Source organism: Oerskovia sp. Root22 (assembly GCF_001429135.1).
In the GTDB taxonomy this organism is placed as follows: Bacteria; Actinomycetota; Actinomycetes; order Actinomycetales; family Cellulomonadaceae; genus Oerskovia; species Oerskovia enterophila.
Genome location: NZ_LMIL01000011.1, coordinates 414,927 through 437,718, shown reverse-complemented (window position 1 = coordinate 437,718; position 22,792 = coordinate 414,927). Strand labels below are relative to the sequence as shown.

General features: G+C 72.3%; 18 protein-coding genes. 7 read left to right on the top strand and 11 right to left on the bottom strand.

Annotated elements, in window-relative coordinates; genetic code table 11:
• Position 1: 1 nt before the first annotated feature.
• A complete protein-coding gene (locus ASE15_RS17305) occupies positions 2-2,296 on the bottom strand; it encodes a substrate-binding domain-containing protein (protein ID WP_056764630.1) in 2,295 nt (764 codons plus the stop codon).
• 98 nt (positions 2,297-2,394) lie between these two features.
• Between ASE15_RS17305 and ASE15_RS17300 the strand changes: the two genes are divergently transcribed.
• The 3 genes from ASE15_RS17300 to ASE15_RS17290 all read left to right on the top strand — a co-directional run bounded on the left by ASE15_RS17300 (position 2,395) and on the right by ASE15_RS17290 (position 8,243).
• Positions 2,395-3,645 (top strand): LacI family DNA-binding transcriptional regulator, encoded by a 1,251-nt coding sequence (locus ASE15_RS17300; RefSeq protein WP_157277267.1) that lies wholly within the window; start codon positions 2,395-2,397, stop codon positions 3,643-3,645.
• A 165-nt stretch (positions 3,646-3,810) separates the two neighbouring features.
• The gene (locus ASE15_RS17295) at positions 3,811-6,099 is read left to right on the top strand and encodes a glycoside hydrolase family 6 protein (RefSeq protein ID WP_369800638.1); all 2,289 of its coding nucleotides are present in this window, start codon (positions 3,811-3,813) and stop codon (positions 6,097-6,099) included.
• Positions 6,100-6,182: 83 nt separating this feature from the next.
• Complete coding sequence (locus ASE15_RS17290) at positions 6,183-8,243, top strand: cellulase family glycosylhydrolase (protein ID WP_082618548.1); 2,061 nt, start codon at positions 6,183-6,185, stop codon at positions 8,241-8,243.
• Between the two features lie 117 nt (positions 8,244-8,360).
• On the opposite strand, the gene purD is transcribed toward ASE15_RS17290, so the two are convergent.
• The 7 genes from purD to ASE15_RS17255 all read right to left on the bottom strand — a co-directional run bounded on the left by purD (position 8,361) and on the right by ASE15_RS17255 (position 15,416).
• Entirely contained in the window at positions 8,361-9,659 is a 1,299-nt protein-coding gene (purD, locus tag ASE15_RS17285; protein WP_056764623.1) for a phosphoribosylamine--glycine ligase, read from the bottom strand.
• Between the two features lie 11 nt (positions 9,660-9,670).
• Positions 9,671-10,252, bottom strand: coding sequence for a signal peptidase I (locus tag ASE15_RS17280; RefSeq protein ID WP_162259148.1), 582 nt, complete (start codon positions 10,250-10,252; stop codon positions 9,671-9,673).
• On the bottom strand, positions 10,249-11,604 hold the full coding sequence (locus tag ASE15_RS17275) for a hypothetical protein (protein ID WP_056764620.1): 1,356 nt from the start codon (positions 11,602-11,604) through the stop codon (positions 10,249-10,251). Before ASE15_RS17275 ends, ASE15_RS17280 begins: the two co-directional genes overlap by 4 nt.
• A gap of 121 nt (positions 11,605-11,725) precedes the next feature.
• Positions 11,726-12,433, bottom strand: coding sequence for a hypothetical protein (locus ASE15_RS21090; RefSeq protein WP_056652575.1), 708 nt, complete (start codon positions 12,431-12,433; stop codon positions 11,726-11,728).
• A 1-nt stretch (position 12,434) separates the two neighbouring features.
• Positions 12,435-12,974: a SipW-dependent-type signal peptide-containing protein gene (locus ASE15_RS17265; protein ID WP_056652578.1), complete on the bottom strand. Its 540-nt coding sequence runs from the start codon at positions 12,972-12,974 to the stop codon at positions 12,435-12,437.
• Positions 12,975-13,323: 349 nt separating this feature from the next.
• Positions 13,324-14,610 (bottom strand): adenylosuccinate synthase, encoded by a 1,287-nt coding sequence (locus ASE15_RS17260; RefSeq protein WP_056652581.1) that lies wholly within the window; start codon positions 14,608-14,610, stop codon positions 13,324-13,326.
• A gap of 365 nt (positions 14,611-14,975) precedes the next feature.
• A complete protein-coding gene (locus ASE15_RS17255) occupies positions 14,976-15,416 on the bottom strand; it encodes a DUF3151 domain-containing protein (protein ID WP_056652584.1) in 441 nt (146 codons plus the stop codon).
• Positions 15,417-15,485: 69 nt separating this feature from the next.
• On the opposite strand from ASE15_RS17255, the gene ASE15_RS17250 reads away from it, so the two are divergent.
• Entirely contained in the window at positions 15,486-15,827 is a 342-nt protein-coding gene (locus ASE15_RS17250) for an STAS domain-containing protein (protein WP_056764619.1), read from the top strand.
• A gap of 64 nt (positions 15,828-15,891) precedes the next feature.
• On the opposite strand, the gene ASE15_RS17245 is transcribed toward ASE15_RS17250, so the two are convergent.
• Positions 15,892-18,264: a SpoIIE family protein phosphatase gene (locus ASE15_RS17245; RefSeq protein ID WP_082618546.1), complete on the bottom strand. Its 2,373-nt coding sequence runs from the start codon at positions 18,262-18,264 to the stop codon at positions 15,892-15,894.
• A 114-nt stretch (positions 18,265-18,378) separates the two neighbouring features.
• Here ASE15_RS17245 and ASE15_RS17240 point away from each other — a divergent pair, with 114 nt between their 5' ends.
• Positions 18,379-18,834 (top strand): STAS domain-containing protein, encoded by a 456-nt coding sequence (locus ASE15_RS17240; protein WP_082618545.1) that lies wholly within the window; start codon positions 18,379-18,381, stop codon positions 18,832-18,834.
• Between the two features lie 157 nt (positions 18,835-18,991).
• On the opposite strand, the gene fbaA is transcribed toward ASE15_RS17240, so the two are convergent.
• Both fbaA and ASE15_RS17230 read right to left on the bottom strand, forming a co-directional pair.
• Complete coding sequence (gene fbaA, locus ASE15_RS17235; protein ID WP_056652591.1) at positions 18,992-20,014, bottom strand: class II fructose-bisphosphate aldolase; 1,023 nt, start codon at positions 20,012-20,014, stop codon at positions 18,992-18,994.
• Positions 20,015-20,176: 162 nt separating this feature from the next.
• A complete protein-coding gene (locus tag ASE15_RS17230) occupies positions 20,177-20,896 on the bottom strand; it encodes a TrmH family RNA methyltransferase (RefSeq protein ID WP_056653471.1) in 720 nt (239 codons plus the stop codon).
• 154 nt (positions 20,897-21,050) lie between these two features.
• On the opposite strand from ASE15_RS17230, the gene ASE15_RS17225 reads away from it, so the two are divergent.
• Both ASE15_RS17225 and ASE15_RS17220 read left to right on the top strand, forming a co-directional pair.
• Positions 21,051-21,980 (top strand): DedA family protein, encoded by a 930-nt coding sequence (locus tag ASE15_RS17225; RefSeq protein WP_082618544.1) that lies wholly within the window; start codon positions 21,051-21,053, stop codon positions 21,978-21,980.
• Positions 21,980-22,753 (top strand): HAD-IIA family hydrolase, encoded by a 774-nt coding sequence (locus ASE15_RS17220; RefSeq protein ID WP_056652593.1) that lies wholly within the window; start codon positions 21,980-21,982, stop codon positions 22,751-22,753. The genes ASE15_RS17225 and ASE15_RS17220 overlap by 1 nt, the downstream gene beginning before the upstream one ends.
• Positions 22,754-22,792 lie beyond the last annotated feature (39 nt).

The following is a 22,792-nucleotide window of genomic DNA, read 5'->3' as shown; positions in this document are numbered from 1 at the left end:
GTCACACGGGCCGCGAGCGATCGGGCAGGAACACCCCCCGGAGAGCGGCCTCCCGACGCTCGTCGGACCGGTCCGTCATGACCCCGACCATGCGCGTCGGGCAGCCAGCGCCGTCGCTCACGGTCACTGCACGGCAGGCCACGCGCAGGTAGCGGCCGTCGGCGGCTCGTAGGCGGTGCTCAAGGTCGAGCGACCCGCCGGCCCCGCCGAGCTGGGCCGCGAGCGCGACCTGGACGGCCTGCAGGTCCTCGGGGTGGACGCGGTCGATCCACTCGTCGGGGTCGGCGGCCCGCACGTCGTCGGCCGGCAGGCCGAGCATCGACCGCCAGGACGGCGAGAAGTAGACCGTGCCGGTCGCGACGTCCCAGTCCCACGTCGCGTCGTACGCCGCGACCGAGGCGAGGGCGTAGCGCTCCTCGCTCGCGCTGATCTCCTCGGCCAGGCGTCGCTCCCGGCGGGCGGCCTCTTCGAGCTCGGTCCGCTGGGCGCGCAGCGCGGCCAGGTGGTGCTCCTGGTCGAGCGCGACCGCGAGCATGGCCGCCCAGTGGTTGTACTTCTCGCGCGCGCTCGTCGCCCGGGTGTCGACGGGGCCGCCGATCACGAGGTACCCCCAGTCGCTCGCGTCGAACGCGACGGGGATGACGAACGAGAGTGCGTTGGCGCTCAGCAGAGCCCTGGGCGGGAACTCCGCCGCGGGGTACCGGTGGCCGACGAGCCGTTGACCGGCGGTGCTGCCCCGGACCCCCGCGACCTCGAGCACGCCGCCCGCGGGGCCCCCGCCCGGGGGGACCCACAGCGCGATCGCTGCCGGGCCGGCCTGCCCTCGGGGCAGCCACTCGAGGTGCCGCAGGGACGCGCTGTCGGCGTGCATGAGCTCGAGGTCGAGCTCGTACTGGTCGACCATGGCCCGTTCGAGGTGGCCCGAGCGGACGAGGAGCCCGTGCGTGCACCCCTTCGAGAGCGCGACGAGGATCTCGGTCGTCACGTCACCGAGCGCCCGGGCACGACCCTGCGGTCGTGCGCGGGCCGCGCCACCCAGCGGTCCCGTCGTCCCCCGGCGCTTGATGCCCCCCAGGAGCTCCGCCTCGAGCGCGCGCACCACGGGCACGAGCTGCTCGAGCGCCTCGGGGACGGGACGCAGGACCGCGGTCCGGTCGGCGAGCGCACGGTACGAGTGCGACGTGGGCACGGTCGCGTCCGCAGCGGCGTCGGTCATCATCCCGACGACGGCCCGTACCCACCCTCCGACGGCGCTCTCCCCCGCTCCGGACGCCCCCGCGCTCCCTGGACGCGGCTTCGCACGCAGGACCACGGCGTCGTCGAGCACGGCACGCGCCACGGCGGCGAGGCGCGCTGCCGCGGAACCGTCGTCGGCGGTGCCCGCGCTGCGCGGCACCCCGTCGACGAGCAGGTCGGTCCGCGTGCCGTCGACGCAGCCGCAGGACTCGCGGCAGACGAGGGTCGCGTCCGCGAGGTGCTCACCCGGCCCGACCCGCTCGCCGTGCAGGCGCGCGAGCAGGAGCTCGGCGGCGAGCTCTCCGACGCGGTCGTGGTGCGGGTCGACCGACGAGAGCCGAGGGCGTGCCCGCGCGCCGCCGTCGGAGTGGTCGAACCCGATGAGCGCCTGGTCGCGCGGCAGCACGAGCCCCGAGTCGGTCAGTGCGCGCAGGAAGCCGACCGCGTTGCGGTCGGTGCCCGCGATGGTCGCGGTCGTGTCGAGCCCCTCGTCGAGGGCGACCCGGGCGGCCGCCGCGCCGGCGGCCTCCTGGTTGTCGCGCGTCCGGTAGACCCACTCGGGGCGGGGTTCGATCCCGTGGGCGCGCAGCGCTGCCTCGTACGCGGCGTGCCGCTCCGCCAGGTCGTGCTGGCGCGGGTTCCCGAGGAACCCGATCCGTTGGTGCCCGTGCTGGAGGAGGTGCTCGACGGCGGCGCGCACCCCGCCCGCGTTGTCGGGCGTGACCACGGGAGCCCGCAGGTCGTCGACGGTCTCGCTGATGACGACCAGGGGCTTGCCCGACCGGTCGAGGGCGCGCAGCACGTCGTGCTCGACGGCCGACGTGACCACGATGACCCCGTCCATCGCGTCGAGCCCGGCGATCGGCCGGTGCGGCGGCTGGTCGGGGAACTCGTCCCGGTCGAGGTCGGCCGGGTACGTCTGGACCGCGACCACGCGATGCCCGCCCGCGCGCAGGCCGCGTGCGATCCCTGCGAGGACCTTCCCGAAGTAGAAGCCGCCCACGACCGGCGAGAGGACACCGATCGTGAGGTTTCGTCGGTGGGTCGTGACATCGACCATGGCGCTCACCCCGTCGTGTACCTGTTCCCCCCTGACGGCTCGCCGTCGAGCCGGCCCGATCGTGCAGCACGCCCCGGCTGGGGGCATGCTGTGTGACCGTGGCCACATTCTTACGTCCGGAACGCCCGATTGCTACTGGTAGGCGCACGACCATCACCGACGTCGCCCGTGCGGCGGGGGTGTCGATCGCGGTCGTCTCGTACGCCCTCAACGGACGACCGGGGGTCTCGGACCGTACCCGGCGGCGGGTCCTCCAGGTCGCCGAGGAGCTCGGGTGGCGGCCGAGCGTGGCGGCCAGGACCCTGCGCGGCGCGGCCGGGTCGGTCGCGCTCGTCTTGGTGCGGGACGCGGTCGGCGCCGCGGCGACGGCCACGGACCTGGAGCTCTCGGACGGGCTCCGGGACGTCCTCGACGGGAGGCTCTCGCTGGCCGTGCACCTCCTGGGCTCCCCGGCCGCGGCGGCGCTCGCCATCGCGGACTGGTGGGCCGAGCAGCGGTACGACGCCGTGGTCCTCACAGGGATCCGCCGCGAGGACCCCCGGCTCGCGGCGCTCGAACGCCTGGGGGCCGCGGCGGTGCTGGTCGACCACGTCGCCCTGCCGGGCGACGCATCGGGCGACGCATCGGGCGGCGTGCCGAGCAACCCGCCGCCGCCGGCGGCCCCGCGTCCGCCCACCCCCACATCCACATCCACGCAGACCGTCGCCCTCGACCCGTCGGCCGACACCAAAGTCGGTCGCTACCTCTCCGACCTCGGGCACCGCCGCGTCGCGGTGCTGGCGTCCGCGCCCGACCTCCGGTCGGGGCGCGGTGCCGCGGAGGCCCTGAGCGCCGAGGTCGCGCGCCGGGGCGGGGTCGCGGTCGTCGAGTCGTGCACGACGCTCGAGGACGTCGCGTCGACCGCACGCCGGCTGCTCGCGTCCCCCGAGCGCCCGACGGCGGTCGTCACCTCGGACGACCAGGGCGCCCTGGTCGTCCTCGACGTCGCGCGCCGGGCGGGGCTCGTCGTCCCCTGGGACCTGTCGGTCGTCGCGGGCCGCGACGCACCGGTGCTGCGGCTGTCGACCCCGCCCGTGACGGCGGTCGCGCGCCCCGACCGGGCGCTCGGCCAGGAGGCCGGGCGCCGGGTGCTCCGGGGTCTCGGTCGGGACGCGGCTCTCGCCCCCGCCCCCGGCACCGCCCCTGCCCCTGCCTCTGCTTCTGCCTCTGCCTCTGCCTCTGCCTCTGCCCCCAGCACAACCCCCGGCCCCGGCACCTCACCGGGGGGCTCGACCCCGCGCGTCGAGCCGCTGCCCGCGGTCCCGGGCGGACGGCTCGTCGTGCGCGGCACCACCTCTCCCCCGCGCTGACCGCGCACCGCCCGCCCCCTCGTGCGGGTGAACCGAGTTGTCCACCTAAACGTTTCACGACGTGCCGACCTCACCCGGTCCGTGACACGTTGCGCTCGACGCCGCACCCCGCGGCACGGGCCGGCCGGTGTCGTCCGGCCCCAGGACGAACCTCAGGAGGACCTCGTGTCACCAACCCACCATCGGCTGCGCAAGGGCGCGACAGCCATGGCCGCTGCGGCGCTCGTCGCCGCTCCGCTCGCGCTCGCACAGGTTCCGGCCGCCGCGGCCGAGGCCCGCGTCGCGAACCCGTACGCCGGGGCGACGCAGTACGTGAACCCGTACTGGTCGGACTCGGTCGAGGCCGCCGCCACGCGTGCCGACGGTGACCTGGCCGCGAAGATGCAGGCGATCTCGGGCGAGCCCACGGCCGTCTGGATGGACCGCATCAGCGCGATCGAGGGCAACGCCGACGGCCCGGGCCTGCGCTTCCACCTCGACGAGGCGCTCGCCCAGAAGGACGCGGGCGTGCCGATCGTGTTCAACCTGGTCATCTACGACCTGCCCGGCCGTGACTGCTACGCGCTCGCGTCGAACGGCGAGCTGCCCGCCACGGACGCCGGGCTCGTGCGCTACAAGAACGAGTACATCGACCCGATCGTCGACATCCTCGACGACCCCAAGTACGACTCGCTGCGCATCGCGGCGACGATCGAGCCCGACTCGCTCCCCAACCTCATCACCAACATCAGCACGCCCGACTGCCAGCAGTCCGCCCCGTACTACCGCGCGGGCGTGAAGTACGCGCTCGACGAGCTCTACACGGTCGGCAACGTCTACTCCTACATCGACGCCGCGCACGCGGGCTGGCTGGGCTGGCCGAGCAACTCGGGCCCCGCCGCCAAGCTCTTCGCCGACGTCGTGAGGTCGACGAACGCGGGCTTCGCGTCGGTCACGGGCTTCGTGACCAACACCGCGAACTCGACGCCGCTGGTCGAGCCGTTCCTCGAGGACATCCAGATCGGTGGCACGCCCATCCGGTCGTCGAGCTTCTACGAGTGGAACGCCGACTTCGACGAGGCCGACTGGACCGCGCACCTCTACGACCTCCTGGTCGCCGAGGGCTTCCCGGCCTCGATCGGCATGCTCATCGACACGTCCCGCAACGGGTGGGGCGGCGACGCCCGACCGACCGCGGTCAGCACGTCGACGAACTACAACACCTACGTCAACGAGTCCCGCGTGGACAAGCGCATCCACCGCGGCGCGTGGTGCAACCCGGCGGGCGCCGGCATCGGTGAGCGCCCGCAGGCCACGCCGTCGGGCTACCCGGAGTCCCACCTGCACGCGTTCGTGTGGGTCAAGCCTCCGGGCGAGTCCGACGGCGCCTCGACGGACATCCCGAACGACCAGGGCAAGCGGTTCGACCGCATGTGCGACCCGACGTTCGTCTCGCCCAAGCTCTCCAACCAGCTGACGGGCGCGCTGGGCGGGGCCCCGCTCGCGGGCCAGTGGTTCGACGCGCAGTTCGAGATGCTCGTCGAGAACGCCTACCCGGTCATCGAGGGCGGTGGCACGACGCCCGGCGACGTGACGGCTCCCACAGCCCCGACGGGCCTCACCGCGGGCACGGCCACGGCCACCTCGGTCCCGCTCTCGTGGACGGCCTCGACCGACGCGGTCGGCGTGACGGGCTACACGATCTACCGCAACGGCGTGCAGGTCGGCACCTCGACCTCGACGAGCTTCACGGCGACGGGCCTGAGCCCGTCGACCACGTACTCGTTCACGGTCACGGCTCGCGACGCGGCCGGCAACGTCTCGACGCCGTCTGCCGCCCGGTCGGTCACGACCGCGGCGGGCCAGACGGACCTGCCGCCCTCGACGCCCACGGGTCTGACCGCGGGGACGACCACGGCGAGCAGCGTCCCGCTCTCCTGGAACGCGTCGACCGACGACGTCGGCGTGGCCGGCTACGTGGTCCTGCGCAACGGAACCCAGGTCGGCACCCCGACCGGGACGTCCTTCACCGACACGGGTCTGACGGCGGGCACCACGTACTCGTACACGGTCCGGGCCAAGGACACCGCGGGCAACCTCTCGGCGGCCTCGGCCGCGGTGAGCGCGACGACCACGACGGTCGTCGTCCCGCCCCCCGGCTCGTGCACGGTCGCCTACTCGGCGAACGGCTGGGGCTCGGGCTTCACGGGCACCGTGAAGGTCACGAACACCTCGACCAGCACGGTCAACGGCTGGAGCCTGGCCTTCACGTTCCCGTCGGGCCAGACGATCACCAACTCGTGGTCGGGCCAGTTCACGCAGACCGGAGCGAACGTCACGGTGACCGGGCTGTCCTGGAACGCGAACCTCGCCCCGGGCGGGTCCGCCGAGGTCGGCTTCAACGCGAGCCACAGCGGCACGAACGGCGTGCCGGCCGTCTTCACCCTCAACGGCCAGGCCTGCACCGTCGCCTGACCTGACCGACAGCACCCGACCGGGCTGTCCGGGCCCGCACCTCGCGGCCCCGGGCAGCCCGGTCCTTCTTCCAGGAGCTTTCCATGAGTGCTCTGCAGGATCCGATCTCCCGACCCCGGCGCCGGGCCGCGTACGCCGCGATCGCGGCGGGCGCGGTCCTGGTCGCGGGCGCGCTGCCGTCCGCGGCAGCCCTCGCCGGCCCGACGGCGCCGCTCACCTCGTCCTCGACGCCCACCTCGGCGTCCCTCACCCCGTCCGCGGCCGCGGACGTGCCCCTCGCTGCCGTCCCGGCCGACGACTGGCTGCACACCGACGGCTCGACCATCGTCGACGCCGCGGGCGACGAGGTCTGGCTGACCGGCGCGAACTGGTTCGGCTTCAACGCGAGCGAGCGCGTGTTCCATGGTCTGTGGTCCGGCAACCTCGAGGCGATCACGCGCTCGATGGCCGAGCGTGGCATCAACATCGTGCGCGTCCCGGTCTCGACCGAGCTGCTGCTCGAGTGGAGGGACGGGGAGACCGTCGCGTCGCCCAACGTCAACACGTTCGTGAACCCCGAGCTCGTGGGCATGGACAACAAGGAGATCTTCGACCACTGGCTCTCGCTGTGCGAGAAGTACGGGCTCAAGGTCATGATCGACCTCCACAGCGCCACGGCCGACAACTCGGGCCACGTCTACCCCCTGTGGACCCACGGCGGGTTCACGGTCGAGGACTTCTACGCGGGCTGGGAGTGGTTCGCCCAGGAGTACGCCGACGACGACACGATCGTCGCGGCCGACCTCAAGAACGAGCCGCACGGCTCGCAGTCCGAGGCCCTGCGCGCCAAGTGGGACGGGTCCAGCGACCCTGACAACTGGCGCTACGTCGCCGAGCAGGCCGCCGCACGGATCCTCGCGATCAACCCGCACCTGCTGATCCTCGTCGAGGGGGTCCAGGTCTATCCGAAGGCCGGCAAGACCTGGGCCGACCGCGGCCTCGACGACTTCCACAACACGTGGTGGGGCGGCAACCTGCGCGGCGCGGCCGACCACCCGGTCGACCTGGGTGCGCACCAGGACCAGCTCGTCTACTCGCCGCACGACTACGGGCCGCTCGTCTCGCCGCAGCCGTGGTTCGAGGGCGACGACTGGGACCGGGCCTCGCTCGAGGCCGAGGTGTGGGACCCGAGCTGGCTGTACCTGTGGAAGGAGGGCACGGCTCCGCTGCTCGTGGGCGAGTGGGGCGGGCTGCTCGACGGCGGCAAGAACGAGAAGTGGATGCGCGCGCTGCGCGACATGATGGTCGACTACCGGATCAGCCACACGTTCTGGTGCATCAACCCGAACTCGGGCGACACGGGCGGTCTGCTGAACCACGACTGGACCACGTGGGACGAGGCCAAGTACGACCTGCTCGAACCCTCGCTGTGGAAGGAGGGCGGGAAGTTCGTCTCGCTCGACCATCAGGTGCCCCTCGGCGGGGCCGGTTCGACGACCGGGCAGTCGCTCGGCGACCTGTACGGCGACGGCGGCACCACGCCCGTACCGGACACCCAGGCACCGACCGCGCCGGGGACCCCGAGCGCGACGGACGTGACGTCGTCGGGCGTGACGCTCACCTGGGGCGCCTCGACCGACGACCGGGCCGTGACCGCCTACGACGTCTACCGGAACGACGCCTCGGGGGCCACCAAGGTCGCCACGACGAGCACGCCGAGCGCCACCCTGACGGGGCTCTCACCCGCGACCACCTACTCGTTCACGGTGCGGGCGCGCGACGCGGCGGGCAACGTCTCGCCCGCGTCGGGCGCACGGACCGTGACCACGTCGGCCGGGCCCGTGACCCCCACGGGCCAGTGCGCCGTGACGTCCTCCACGAACGGCTGGAGCACGGGATACACCGGGACCGTGAAGGTCACCAGCACGAGGTCCACGCCCCGCAACGGGTGGACGCTGACCTTCTCGCTCCCCGCGGGGCAGCAGGTCACGAACGGCTGGTCGGGCACGTTCAGCCAGTCGGGCACGACCGTCACGGTCGTCAACGCGCCGTGGAACGGGGCCCTGGCCCCTGGTGCGAGCGTCGAGGTCGGCTTCACCGCGAACGGCACGGGGGCGGGCCCGTCGGGCTTCGCGCTCGACGGCCAGGCCTGCACGACCTCCTGACCGGGTGCGCCCGCGGCCGTCGGCCGAGGCGCCCCCCCCTGGACCTGGCCTCGTCGGACGGGCCGGGACGGCGAGGGCCCGCGAGCATCAGCTCGCGGGCCCTCGTCGAGCACGTGCTCAGCGCTGCTCGCGCGCGGCCTTCTCGGCGATGTCGGTGCGGTGGTGCGAACCGGGCAGGACGATCTTGTCGACGCCTGCGTAGACACGGCGGCGGGCCTCCTGGAGGTCCTCGCCCCGCGCGACGACCGACAGCACGCGCCCACCGGCGCTGCGCAGCACGTCCTCGTCGTCGAGCGCGGTGCCCGCGTGCAGGACGTGCACGCCCTCGAGGGCCTCGGCCTCGGAGACCCCCGTGATGGCGTCCCCGCTGCGGACCGCTGCCGGGTAGCCGTTCGCGGCGACGACCACGGTCACGGCCGCGTCGTCCGACCAGCGCAGCCGCGGGAAGTCCGCGAGCTCGCCGCGGGCCGCTGCGCGCAGCACCGCGGACAGCGGCGTGACGAGCCGCGAGAGGACGACCTGGGTCTCCGGGTCACCGAAGCGGGCGTTGAACTCGACCACGCGCGTGCCGCGGCTCGTGAGCGCGAGGCCCACGTAGAGGACTCCGGCGAACGGCGTGCCGCGGCGGGCCATCTCGTCGATCGTGGGCTGCGCGACCCGGGTCACGACCTCCTCGGTCAGGCCAGCGGGCGCCCAGGGCAGCGGGCTGTAGGCACCCATGCCGCCCGTGTTGGGGCCCGCGTCGCCGTCGAACGCGCGCTTGAAGTCCTGCGCGGGGGCGAGGGGGACGACGCTCGTGCCGTCCGACAGGCAGAAGAGCGAGACCTCGGGCCCGTCGAGGTACTCCTCGATCACGACCACGGGGTCGCCCGCGCCGGGGCGTGGCGTCGCAAAGCACGCCTGCGCGTGCTCGAGCGCCTCCTGGCGGTCGTCGGTCACGACGACGCCCTTGCCCGCGGCGAGCCCGTCGTCCTTGACCACGTAGGGCGCACCGAACGCGTCGAGCGCGTCGGCGACCTGGTCGATGTCGGTGCACACGTGCGCGAGCGCGGTGGGGACCGACGCTGCGGCCATGACGTCCTTGGCGAACGCCTTGGACCCCTCGAGCGCGGCGGCCTCGGCGCTGGGGCCGAAGCAGTCGATGCCGGCCGCCCGCACGGCGTCCGCGACACCGGCGACGAGCGGCGCCTCCGGGCCGATCACGACCAGGTCTGCTCCCAGCTCGACCGCGAGCGCCGCGACGGCCTCGCCGTCGACCGCGCTGACCGCGTGGAGCGTCGCGAGCTCTCCGATCCCCGGGTTCCCCGGGGCGGCGTGCAGCTCGTGCGCCTCCGCGCCCGTGGCGACGGACTCCTGGGCGAAGGAGTGGACGATGGCGTGCTCGCGGGCACCCGAACCGATGACGAGGATCTTCACGGGAACGCAGTCTACCGATCGGTGCGCGGTGGGCCCGGGGCGTCCACGTCGTCGGGCACCGGTCCCGCTGCGGGACCGTCCGGCATCGGCTCGTCGTCGGGTTCCTGACGCTTCTTCGAGGAGGGCATGAGCGCGAACCCGACGAGCGCGCACGCCGCGACGACGACCGGGATGCCGACCGCGGGCCGACGCAGGGTCTCGATGGCGTCGCGGGCCCCCGGTATCCGGACGAGCGGCACCAGGGCGTCGTCGACGACGTACTGCTCGGGGTCGTCGACGGGGTTGTTGTCCCCACGGAGCGTGAGGGTCCGCTCGTCGCCAGGTCCGCCCTCGATCGCGACGACACGGTGCGTCACCAGGACGCCGTCACGGGTGAAGACGCTCACGACGTCACCGACCTCGAGGCTCGACGCCGGGACGCGGCGCGCGACGATCGCGTCACCCACCTCGTAGGTCGGCACCATCGATCCGGAGATGACGACCATGGTCTGCAGCCGTCCCGTCTGGATGCCGAGGAACAGCAGCAGACCGAGCACCCCGGCGACGGCGGCGACCGTCAGGAACGCGTCGCCGATCCGCTTGAGCCACCTCACGAGGCCCATCCCGACCAGGTCGGGCTCATCATGACCGGGCGGTACGACTGGACCGTGCTGCCCGTCCCGAGCTGCCCCGAGGAGTTGAGGCCCCAGCAGTAGAGCATGCCGTCCGTCGCGGCCCCGCAGCCGTGCGTCGCGTCGACGTCGACCGTCCGGAACCGCGCGCCGTCGGTGACGGTGTTCATGTTGCCGCGGTCGACCTCGGTCGGCCGGTTGACGATGGCGTTCCAGGTGACGTTCGTCCCGGTCTGGCCCTCGGAGTTGTTCCCCCAGCAGTACGCGATGCCGGACGCCGTCAGCGCGCACGTCGTCCCGTCCCCCAGGTCGAGCGAGACGACGGGCGTCCCGGCGAGCTCTCCGCCTTGGGCGATCGCCACGGGGACGGGCGAGCTGCCGCCCGTCGAACCGATGCCGAGCTGCCCCCAGGAGTTGTCCCCCCAGCAGTACGGCGACTGGCTCTCCGGGCCCGTCGTCTTCCGGCCGATCACGCAAGCGCTCTTCCCGCCGACCGAGATGTCGAGGATCTCCGCTCCCTGGAGCACGCCGTTCGTCACGACCGCCACGGGGGTCGGGCTGGGGGTGGTCGTGCCGTCGCCCAGCTGCCCGACGTCGTTCGAGCCCCAGCAGTACGGCGCACCGTCGGCCAGGAGGCACCCGAGGCCGGCACCGATCGCGATGTCGGTCACGGTCGCCCCGGCCGGCATGGCCCCACCGGAGATCTCGACCGGGGTCGAGGAGGTCCCTGCAGGCCCCAGCGTGTCGCCCCAGCAGTACCCCTTGCCGCCCGCGACCGCGCACGAGCCGGTTGCTCCGAGCTCGAGCTCGGTCACCGGACCGACGGCGTTCCCGGGCGGGATCGCCACCGGCTCGGTGTAGAAGGCCGCACCGCCGACGCCGATCTGCCCGCTCGAGTTGTCGCCCCAGCAGTACACCGAGCCCTCGGCGAACGCGCACGTGTGCTTGTCGCCGGCGTCGAGGAAGGTGACCTCCTTGCCCGAGAGCAGCCCTCCGACCGGTCCCACGAGGACGTCCGAGGACGCCGTGGTGCCCGTCCCCAGCTGGCCGCGATCGTTGGCCCCCGTGCACCAGACCTCGCCGCCCTCGACGAGCGCGCACGAGTGGTAGTCGCCCGCGACCACGTCGACAGCGGCGGAGATCGACGCCGTGGTCACCCTCCCGTCGGCGAAGACCGTGTCCGCCCACGCCGCCGAGGTCGGACGCGACTGCTCTGCGCTCCACAGGGCGACTCCGACCAGGAGCAGGAGCGCCAGCACGGCGGCCACCCGTGCCGCGGCACGGCCTGGGGCGAGCCGCCGGACGCCGGGCCGCGGGGACGGTCGATCGATCACGGGTGACTCCTCTCCTGGTCGTCGTGCGAGCACGAACCGCCGCACTGCGTGTCGAAGCACCTGCCGCGCAGGTGGCGCGGAGGTCGTGAGCCGTGGAGTGCGCCTGTCTCTCCGCTGCGCCTCACGGCCCGACCGGCTGCCCGGTCGTCGCGCCGGGTTCAGGATGTCTCCTGCGGCGCAGGAGCGCTGCCCCGACGCCGATCGCGGCACCTGCGAGCGCCGCGACCGACCACACGGCGGCGCCCGTCGCCGCGAGCGGTCCACCAGGCCCTCCGGGACCGGAGGGGTCGGTGGTGCCCCCGCCCTCGGCGGTGCTGTCTCCCTGCAGCGCGAGGTCGTACGTGACGGTGCCCGTGGCGCCACCGGGTGCGTCGTCGTCGAGCGTCACGAGGACGCGGAGCGACGTGGTCGCTCCGGCGGGAAGGACGACGTCCTGCGCGGCAGGCCCGGACTGCGGCCCCCGCCAGCCGTCGACGAGCCGGACGGCGCCGCTCGGGCACTCGTCGCCCTGCCAGGGACTCGTGCACGCGTCGATCGAGGTGCTGATCGAGTCGCCCAGCTCGCCGGTCGACGTGACGCGGACGTCGACGACCACCCCGTCCGACGCGTGGGTCGAGACGAGGTCGACGACGGTCGAGCGGGTCTGCCCCGGTGACATGCCGTCGAGGGAGAACGACAGGGGCTGGGGGCTCACCTCCCCGGCCGCCGCCTCGGAGGGTGCCTCGACGGCGACGGCAGCACCGGTCCCCGGGAGGAGTCCGGCGCTGCCGAGCGCGCAGAGGGCCGCCACCCCCACGACGGCGCGAGCCGTGCGTGAGGTCCGGGTCATGTCAGGGAGTCACGACCTCGGTGCCCGTGACCTGGATCGTGAAGTCGGCCGTCTGGCCCTGGAGCGCGGCGTTGTCGGCGGCGCTCGAACCGGTGGGGATCGTGAGCGTGTAGGTCACGTCGATCGCGACCTGGGCGTCGGGCGCGAGGCTCGCCGCTGCACCGGCGTCCGCGTACGCGGCCGTGACGGTGAGCGCGCTCTTGAGCTCGGCGCTGTCGCTCGTGACCTCGACGACCGGGGCCGCAAGGTTGGCGGGGTTCGTCGAGTCGGTGTCGTTCTTGACGTAGACCGTCTTGGTGACGGGCGTTCCCGGGGAGAGGTTCTCGACCGTCGGGATGGTCAGCTCGATGTTCGTCCCGTCGTCGGACTCGACCCAGGTCGTCCCGTCGAGCGAGCCCTCGAGGTTGAACGTCGAGGAGGTCACGTCGCCCTTGAACCAGACGTTGTCGCTCCAGAGCGCGCTGGTCGCGGCGACGCCCACGCCGAGGACGACGAGTCCGGCGAGCCCGACCTTGATCTTGCGGCTACGAGATTCCTGCATGTCACACACCCGTTTCTGTCGGTCAGGGTGCGAACGGCCAGAACGCCGACGCTCACCCTGAAGATCCCTTGCGGTCCCCCCAAGAAGCGCCGTTGCCTGGACTTTCTTGGTACGCCCATACCATACCGACGATCCTTGACGGAATCGAGGATGAAACCTGACCATTTCACGCAGGTTGTCGGAATCTTCCGGCATGTTCGACGCACATCACAGCACCAGAACATAAAAACGGACGCAACGGACGCTCGATGCGAGATCGAGAATCCGCTACGTCCGTTTCTACCGCCAGACGTTCGTCAACGCACCTGGAACCTTCCGTCCGGTCGGGAACAGGTGCGGTACCGGCGTCTCAGTGCAGCAGGTCGTGCAGCGGGATGATCGCGTCGCGCGACGGCCCCACGCCGATCGCCGAGACGCGCGCACCCGAGAGCTCCTCGAGCGAACGCACGTACGCCTGGGCGTTGGCCGGCAGGTCCTCGAAGGTCCGGCAGCCGGAGATGTCCTCGGTCCAGCCGTCGAACTCGGTGTAGATCGGCTTGGCGTGGTGGAACGCCGTCTGGTCGGTGGGCATCTCGTCGTACCGGACACCGTCGACGTCGTAGGCGACGCACACGGGGATCTTGGGGATGCCCGTGAGGATGTCGAGCTTGGTCACGACCAGGTCCGTGATCCCGTTGATGCGGCTCGAGTAGCGCGCGATCACCGAGTCGTACCAGCCGCAGCGGCGTGCGCGGCCCGTGGTCACGCCGAACTCGCCACCCGTCTTGAGCAGGTACTCGCCCATCTCGTCGAAGAGCTCGGTGGGGAACGGGCCCTCGCCCACACGGGTCGTGTAAGCCTTGATGACGCCGATCACCGACGAGATCTTGGTGGGTCCGACGCCCGAGCCGGTCACCGCACCACCAGCCGTCGCGTTCGACGACGTCACGAACGGGTAGGTGCCGTGGTCGACGTCGAGCATCGTGGCCTGCCCGCCCTCGAAGAGGACGTTCTTGCCCGCGTCGAGCGCCTGGTTGAGGATCAGCGAGGTGTCCGCGACCATCGGCTTGACGCGCTCCGCGTACGCGAGGAGCTCCTCGACGGTCTCGTCGACCGTGATGGCGCGGCGGTTGTAGACCTTGACCAGCAGGTGGTTCTTCTGGTCGAGCGACCCCTCGATCTTCTCGGCCAGGATCTTCTCGTCGAACAGGTCCCACATGCGGATCCCGACACGGTTGATCTTGTCGGCGTACGCCGGCCCGATCCCGCGCCCGGTCGTCCCGATGCGGCGCTTGCCGAGGAACCGCTCGCTCACCTTGTCCATGGTGCGGTGGTACCCGGTGATGACGTGCGCGCTCCCGGACACCAGGAGGCGCGAGACGTCCACACCGCGCGAGATCAGGTCGTCGAGCTCCTGGAAGAGCACCTCGATGTCGACGACCACGCCGTTCGCGATGACGGGGGTCACGCCCGGCGACAGGATGCCGGAGGGCAGCAGGTGCAGGGCGTACTTCTCGTCCCCGATGACGACCGTGTGCCCGGCGTTGTTGCCGCCGTTGAACTTGACCACGTAGTCGACCCGCGAACCGAGGAGGTCGGTCGCCTTGCCCTTGCCTTCGTCGCCCCACTGGGCACCGATGAGCACCACGCCTGGCATGGATTCCCCACTTTCAGACTGCCTGTTCCTCGGACCGGGTCACGGACCAGCACCGACCGGCACGTACAGAGGACGGGCCGGCCGGCGAACGGCGGCACGCACTGACGACGGGGGTCGATGCGTGTCGTGTCTCACCGGCGGGTCCTCTGCGGGCCCGAGGCACGTCCGGGCGGCAGTCACCCGGAAGCCGGGACGAGTTTACCCGTCCTTGCCCTGGACGGCTCCCCTGGTCCACCAGGTGCGCTCCAGGTGTCCGACGGCGCCGCTCCCGCCCCGGGCTCGGGTGCGGGTGCGGGTCGCGGGTCGAGCGCCCCGAGCGTGCCGGGCGTCGAGCGGCGCCGTCGACGTGCTGCGTGCTGCGCGCGTCAGGCGACGAGCGCGGCGACCTCGTCGACCGAGGTACCCGAGTCGACCAGGAACTGGGCGCAGCGGTCGGCCTCGTCGGTCTCACCGATGAGCGCGGCGGCGCGGTGCAGCGCGAGCAGCGCCCGCAGGAACCCCTGGTTGGGCTCGTGGTCGGCCGGGATCGGCCCCTGGCCGCGCCACCCTGCCCGCCTCAGCGCGTCGAGGCCCCGGTGGTACCCGGTGCGCGCGAACGCGTACGCGGTCACCGGGGCGTGCTCTCCCCCGTCGCGCAGCGTGGCTTCGGCGAGGAGCGCCCAGAGCAGCGAGGACGAGGGGTGGGCGGCCGCGAGCCCGAACGGCTCGTCGCCGCGCGCGAGGCCGGCGACGACGTCCGGCTCGGCGGGCAGACGCACCGGAGCCGGTCCGTCGAGGAGGTTGGGGCGCACTGGTGTGGTCGACATCCGTCGATTCTCGCAGGCCCCTGACGAGCGCATGTGCAACGAACGGCGCACCCGCCTAGAGTCAGGACCATGATCGAGATCTCGACCTCCCCCGCGACGACCACTCTCGTCATCGCCGGGGACCTCGATCTCGCCGAACGGGACCAGTTCCCCGAGATCGCGGCCCGCGTCGTCGGGCTGCGACGCCAGCTCCTGGTGATCGATATGTGCCGGGTGACGTTCATGGACTCCACGGGCGCAGCGTTCCTCATCTCGCTCGCCGACTCGGGACGCAAGCGCGGCGGTGCGACGGTCCTGCGCGGGTGCGACGACCGGGACCTGTTCGTCCTCGAGGTGTGCGGCGCGCTCGACCTCTTCCGGATCGACGTCGACCACCGCTGCGACCCGCCCGCCGGGGCTGGCGCGTCCTGACCGAGCCGGTCGACCGACCCGCCTGACCGCCCCTCGGTCTGCGGCGCTCCCGCCTGACCGCCCCTCAGTCCCGGGCGCTCGCCGACCTGTCCTGCCGCTCCCCGAGCGGGCGCAGCCGCGCCCACACGAGCTTGCCCGAGCCCGCCGGACGCCAGCCCCAGTCCGCGAGGCGCTCGACGATCTGCATCCCGAACCCGCCCATCCGGTGCGCGTGCCCGTCGGTCGAGACGGGCGGCGCAGGGTTGGAGTCCTCGACCTCGACGCGCAGGCCGTCGCCCGTGTCGAACAGCCGCAGCGCGAGGTGACCCCAGCCGTGCAGGACCCCGTTGGCGACGAGCTCGGAGACCACGAGCTCGGCGTTGGCGCTGTCACCCAGGTCCCAGGCCTGGCACGTGCGCAGCACAGCATGACGGGCGCGCCCGATCGACGCGGGCTCGCTCGGGAGGAGCCAGCGACGGCTCCGCGGGCTCAGGGCCGAGGTGACGGGGTCCGAGACCGGGTCCGGGATCCGCACGACCACGAGGGCCACGTCGTCCTCGGGGGCGTCCGCGAGGCGGGAGAGGAGCTCCTCGCCGATGCCGGCCGAGTCGATGGCCGTGATCGACCGGGTCGCCTCCACGAGGGCGTCGAGCCCGACGCGCAGCGCGCGGTCGCGCCGCTCGATCAGCCCGTCCGTGTAGAAGAGCAGGACGTCGCCGGGTTCGAGCTCGACGCGCCCCGTCGCCCGGGTGCCGGTACCGAACCCGACGAGCGAGCCGCCCGCCTCGTTGAGCTGCGTCACCGCACCACCCCGGAGCAGCAGGGGCGGGAGGTGCCCCGCCCGCGAGTACTCGATCGCCCAGGTCTTCGCGTCGTCGCCCGCGTCGGCTGCGCCGTCCGTCGCGTCGGCCTCCAGGACCGTCGTGCTCTCCTCGAACGCCTCGGGGTCGAGCTCGGGCGAACGCGCGTCAGGCCGAGCCGGAGGACGGTGCGTGAGCGCCGCGTACACGAGGCTCGCGGACCGCGGGATGCGCATCCCCACGACGAGCTGGTCGACGCGCTCGAGCACGGGCCCCGGGGTCGTGAGCTCGTACGCGTACGAACGGACCACCGACCGCAGCTGCCCCATCGCGGCCGCGGCCTCGACGTCGTGGCCCACGACGTCCCCGATCACCAGGCCGACGACGTCGGGGGAGATCTGCAGGACGTCGTACCAGTCGCCGCCGACCTGCGCGTGCTCGGAGTTGGGCGCGTAGTAGGTCCACACGTCGAGCCCCGTGACGTCCGCCTGCTCGGGCAGCATGGCCCGCTGGAGCGTCTCGGCCAGGCGGTGCTCGCGGGCGTACAGGCGCACGTTGTCGATCGCGAGACCTGCCCGCCGGGCGAGCGCGCGCAGGACCGCCCCGGTGCCCGACGCGTTGGGGGCCGTCGTCACCGAGGCGGGCAGCCCGCTCGTGGCGAGCAGCCCCAGGACGCGGCGGCGGCCGGCGATCGCGTGGAGCAGGACGGCGCTGGGCGCATCAGCGTTCGACGAGGTGCGCTGCCGCACGTCCCGGCTCAGCCAGCTCGACGCGGACCACTGCGGGTAGTCGGCCGTCAGGTCCAGGCGGACCGGGCCGTCGATCCGGCCGTCGAGCAGGTCCTGCACCGTGTCCTGCAGGTCGATCACGGTGCCGGGCACGAGGCCCGCGGGACCCGTGGCGTCCCCGAGAGCGTCCGTGAGCCCCATGGCCCCCTCGACGACGCCTGCCCCGTCCGCGATGTAGCGGCCGTGACGTTGCCCACGGCCGCTCGGCGGGGTCGTCGTGTCGATGCCCTCGGCGTAGCGCAGCCCGTCGTCGTTCATGTAGAAACCTGCCCACCCGACGAGCGCCCCCTCGAGGACGTCGCAGATCTCGCGCAGCGCGAGCGGGTAGTCGAGGTCGTTGAGCAGGTCCGAGGTCTCGGTGATGATCGCGAGGCTGACGCGCTCCCGGCGCTCGAGCTCGAGCGACGCGAGCTGGGCCGCAGACCGGTCGATGTGCTCGGAGACGTCGATCATCATGCCGATCCAGTGGGCGACCTCGCCGTCGGCCTCGTCGACCGGGGACAGGGAGACCTGCGTCCACAACGACGCGCCGTCGTGCCGGTCGCTGCGGACCGTGCGCGCGACGTCGCGCCCCTCCTCGACCGCGGCGCGGAACAGGTCCGCCTCGGCGGGGTCTGCGAGGAGCTCGGCGAGGAAGCGCGGGCTGCGGCTCAGGACCTCGTCGGCCGTGAACCCCGTGAGCCGGCAGAAGGCGTCGTTGACCCAGATCATCGGCATGCCCTGGGACCGGCTGCCCAGCAGGAAGGACGCGACCCCGGAGCGTTGCGCGGCGCGCGCGAAGAGCTCCGGTCCGCCTGCCGGCAGGGAGGCCCCGGCCGCGCGCGGACCATGGGCCCAGGAGCCCAGCCCGAGGCTCGACGAGCCGACCATTCCCACCTCCGACCGAGATTGCCGTGAGCGCGTTACTGTCCCGAGTGGACATTCAACCGTAGATTGGTGATCTCCGAGACCTGTGCGGGTCCGGTCCACGCTGGGAGGAGCAACGTGCGCGACGGTAACACCACGGTTGGTAGCGAGCCTGACGACCCCGCGACCGGGTCGAGCAACGTCGTGACGGAGCGGTCCGACCCTGCGAGCGTTCACGTCATCGTCGGGGCGACACGCGCCCGCATCGTGCTGTCGGGCGAGATCGACGCCGATCTGGGCCCAGACCTGCTGGACGCGACCGCGGACGCCGAGGCCACGGGCCTCCCCGTCGAGATCGACGCGCACCACGTGACCTTCATGGACTCCTCGGGCGTGGCGTTCCTCGCGCGGCTCGCTACGCGCGGGCCGCACCGTGTCCGGGTGCTGCGCGCTCCCCCGACCGTCCGCTTCCTGCTCGAGGTCACGCGCATCGGGGACATGCTCGACATCGTCGACGAGGACCCCGGCTTCGACCTGCCCGACGGCGTCACTCACCTCAACGGGAGCCGTCGCCTCCCGCGCAGCGACCGCTGAGGCCGGCCGCCCGACGGACGCTCCGCCGTCGGGCAGCCCGAGCCGCCCCACGATACGCAGCAGGCCCCGGTCCTGACGGACCGGGGCCTGCTGGCACTCCTGGTGGCGGGACGCTCCCGCCGGGCTCACCGCCCTCGCGGGCGGCTCAGCGAGCCGTTCAGCGGATCTTCTGGCCCGCGGAACGCAGCTGCTGCGACGCCTCGACGATGCGCTGAGCCATGCCGGCCTCGGCGAGCTTGCCCCAGGCGCGCGGGTCGTAGGCCTTCTTGTTGCCCACCTCGCCGTCGACCTTCAGGACGCCGTCGTAGTTGCGGAAGATGTGGTCGACGACCGGACGCGTGAACGCGTACTGCGTGTCCGTGTCGATGTTCATCTTGATGACGCCGTTGTCCACGGCCTCGGTGATCTCCTCGGCCGTGGAGCCCGAACCGCCGTGGAAGACGAGGTCGAACGGGTTCTCCTTGCCGATGGCCTCGCCGACGGCCTTCTGGATGTCCGCGAGGATCGACGGACGCAGCTTGACCGCACCCGGCTTGTAGACGCCGTGCACGTTGCCGAACGTGAGGGCCGTCAGGTAGCGGCCCTTCTCGCCCGCACCGAGGGCCTTGACGGTCGCGAGACCGTCCTCGACCGTCGTGTAGAGCTTGTCGTTGATCTCGGCCGTGTGGCCGTCCTCCTCGCCACCGACGACGCCGACCTCGATCTCGAGGATGGTGCGCGCGGCGACGGAGAGCTCGAGGAGCTCCTCGGCGATGATCAGGTTCTCGTCGAGCGGCACGGACGAGCCGTCCCACATGTGCGACTGGAACGTGGGGAGCTTGCCGGCCTTGACCTGCTCGATCTCCAGCGCGAGCAGCGGACGGACCCAGGAGTCCAGGTTCTGCTTGGCGCAGTGGTCCGTGTGCAGCGCGATGGTGACGTCGTAGTTCTTGGCGACCTCGGTCGCGTACGCCGCGAGGGCGAGCGAACCGGTGACGCGGTCCTTGATGGTCGAGCCCGCCGCGTACTCGGCGCCGCCGACGGAGACCTGGATGATGCCGTCGGACTCGGCCTCGGCGAAGCCCTGAATGGCGGCGGTGATGGTCTGCGACGACGTGATGTTGACGGCGGGGTAGGCGAACTTGCCTGCCTTCGCGCGGTCGATCATCTCGGCGTAGACCTCGGGGGTTGCGATAGCCATCTGCAGAACTCCAATGACGGAAGGAGGTGGGTGCCGACGACACTGCCGCGCGCCCTGTTATCCCCATGATTTTGCCATGGATCCCTACCGGCGGTGTGGCCCGTCCCACTGGTGGACGTCCGTCACCACTGGTTGGGACGTCCCGGGGGTCGGGACGGCCTGCTACCGGTAGGCGTGCTGCACGGCCCACGCGTGCATCGCGATCGCCGCCGCGGCCCCCGCGTTGATCGACCGCGTCGACCCGAGCTGCGTGATGTGCAGGATCTCCCGGCTCGCCGCACGCGCCTCGGCCGAGAGCCCGCTGCTCTCCTGGCCGAACAGCAGGACGCACTCCGGCGGGAACGCGAAGCCCTCGATCGGGATCGAGCCCGGGACGTTGTCGATCCCGATCACCGGGATGCCCGCGCCGTCGTGCTGCGCCGCGGCCCACGCGAGCAGGTCCTCGACCTGCGGCTGATGGCTCACGTGCTGGTAGCGGTCGGTGACCATGGCACCGCGACGGTTCCAGCGCCGCCGACCCACGATGTGCACGCCCGCCGCGTTGAACGCGTTGGCAGTGCGCACGACCGACCCGATGTTCAGGTCGTGGCCCCAGTTCTCGATCGCGACGTGCAGGCGCCGGTCCGCAGGGCGGCGCGCGTCCATGTCCGCGACGATCGCCTCGACCGTCCAGTAGCGGTAGGCGTCCACGACGTTGCGCCGGTCTCCCTGCTCGAGCAGGTCGACGTCGTAGCGCGCGTCGGTCGGCCAGGCCTCCCGTCCGCCCGGCCAGGGGCCCACGCCCACCTCGACCTGGTCCTCGCCGCGGGCGAGCGGCGGCTCGGGCGAGGGCTCGCTCGGCCGTCCGGTGGGCGCCTCGGTCCGGGAGCGCGCTGCGGGCAGGTCGTCGCGCGCTGGGCGCCCGGGGGAGTTCGTCACGGCTCCATTGTCCCCGGCGCACCATCAGGGCCCGATCCCCGCAGGATGTTCACGAGTGCTCGACAGCCGCTCGACACGGCCCGGGTCCGGGTAGCGGGACGCCCACTACGCTGGTGGCGTGCTCACCGACCTGCTCCTGACCTCAGCGCTGCCCCACGCCGCCGCGGCGCTCTCTGCCGTCGACGGGGGCCAGGTCGTCGCGCTCGGTCCGGACTGGCTCGACGCGCGGACCATGATCAGCGGCTTCATCGAGCGCTTCGGCGTGTACGCGGTGTTCGGCATCGTCGCCGTGGTCTTCATCGAGACCGGGCTGCTCTTCCCGTTCCTGCCCGGTGACTCGCTGCTCTTCACCGCGGGCCTCCTGGTGGCCCAGGACGAGCTGAACCTGTCGATCTGGGTCGTGTGCGCCATGATCTTCGCCGCCGCGTTCCTCGGGGACCAGCTCGCCTACCTGATCGGCAACAAGATCGGCCCCCGCCTCTTCACACCTGACGCACGCGTCCTCAAGACCAAGTACATCGACCAGGCCCACGACTACTTCGAGCGCTTCGGCGGACGCACGGTCATCCTGGCGCGGTTCGTCCCCTTCCTGCGGACGTTCGCCCCGGTCGCCGCGGGCATGAGCGGCATGCGCTACCGGACGTTCGTCGCCTACAACCTGGTCGGCGCGTTCGTGTGGGGCGTCGGTGTGACGCTGCTCGGCTACTGGCTCGGCAACGTCCAGTTCGTCAACGACCACATCGAGACGATCCTCGTCCTCATCGTCGCCGTCTCGGTCGTCCCCGTGGTGATCGAGGTGCTGCGGGCCCGCCGCGAGGCGAGGAGCGCCAAGGCGCAGCTCGCCGCGGTCGGGACGGCCGCTGCTGCTGCGGCTGACGCGACCTCGACCGCTGCCACACCCGCCGTCCCGACCGCTGCCACACCCGCCGTCCCGACCGCAGGTGCGAGCGACACCCCCCTGACGACGGCCGAGGCGACCACCACCCCGCCGACCGGGTCCGAGAAGACGACGGACGCCGTCGAGCACACCCCTGGAGAGGACCACTGATGACGCGCGTGATCGAGAGCTGGCTCACCGACATGGACGGCGTGCTCGTCCACGAGGGCCACGCCATCCCCGGAGCGGCCGAGTTCGTGCGCGCGCTGCGCGACAAGGAACGCCCGTTCCTCATCCTGACGAACAACTCGATCTTCACGGCCCGCGACCTGCGTGCGCGCCTCGCGACCTCGGGCATCGAGGTGCCCGAGGAGTCGATCTGGACGTCCGCCCTGGCCACCGCGCAGTTCCTGAGCGACCAGGTCCCCGGCGGCAGCGCCTACGCGATCGGCGAGGCGGGCCTGACCACGGCCCTCTACGAGGCCGGCTACACGCTCACCGAGTCCGACCCCGACTACGTGGTGCTCGGCGAGACCCGCACGTACTCGTTCGAGGCGATCACCAAGGCCGTCCGCCTGATCCTGGGCGGCTCGCGCTTCATCTGCACCAACCCGGACACGACCGGTCCCTCGCAGCAGGGACCGCTGCCCGCGACCGGTGCGGTCGCCGCGATGATCACGGCCGCCACCGGACGCGAGCCGTACTTCGTGGGCAAGCCCAACCCCATGATGTTCCGGTCCGCGCTCAACCGCATCGACGCGCACTCCGAGACGACCGCGATGATCGGCGACCGCATGGACACCGACGTCGTCGCGGGCATCGAGGCCGGGCTCTACACCTACCTCGTCATGACGGGCTCGACCAAGATCCACGAGGTCGACACGTTCCCGTTCCGTCCCAGCAAGGTCGTCGACTCGATCGCGAACCTCGTCGACCTCGTCTGACCCACGCTCCCGGACAGCACGCTGCCCCGGCCCCCGACC

What these genes read in the sequence shown, in the direction of transcription:
- ASE15_RS17305 (WP_056764630.1), bottom strand. Translation starts at nt 2,296, where the DNA reads ATGGTCGATGTCACGACCCACCGACGAAACCTCACGATCGGTGTCCTC.
- ASE15_RS17290 (WP_082618548.1), top strand. Translation starts at nt 6,183, where the DNA reads ATGAGTGCTCTGCAGGATCCGATCTCCCGACCCCGGCGCCGGGCCGCG.
- ASE15_RS21090 (WP_056652575.1), bottom strand. Translation starts at nt 12,433, where the DNA reads ATGACCCGGACCTCACGCACGGCTCGCGCCGTCGTGGGGGTGGCGGCC.
- ASE15_RS17265 (WP_056652578.1), bottom strand. Translation starts at nt 12,974, where the DNA reads ATGCAGGAATCTCGTAGCCGCAAGATCAAGGTCGGGCTCGCCGGACTC.
- ASE15_RS17260 (WP_056652581.1), bottom strand. Translation starts at nt 14,610, where the DNA reads ATGCCAGGCGTGGTGCTCATCGGTGCCCAGTGGGGCGACGAAGGCAAG.
- ASE15_RS17255 (WP_056652584.1), bottom strand. Translation starts at nt 15,416, where the DNA reads ATGTCGACCACACCAGTGCGCCCCAACCTCCTCGACGGACCGGCTCCG.
- ASE15_RS17250 (WP_056764619.1), top strand. Translation starts at nt 15,486, where the DNA reads ATGATCGAGATCTCGACCTCCCCCGCGACGACCACTCTCGTCATCGCC.
- ASE15_RS17245 (WP_082618546.1), bottom strand. Translation starts at nt 18,264, where the DNA reads ATGGTCGGCTCGTCGAGCCTCGGGCTGGGCTCCTGGGCCCATGGTCCG.
- fbaA (WP_056652591.1), bottom strand. Translation starts at nt 20,014, where the DNA reads ATGGCTATCGCAACCCCCGAGGTCTACGCCGAGATGATCGACCGCGCG.
- ASE15_RS17220 (WP_056652593.1), top strand. Translation starts at nt 21,980, where the DNA reads ATGACGCGCGTGATCGAGAGCTGGCTCACCGACATGGACGGCGTGCTC.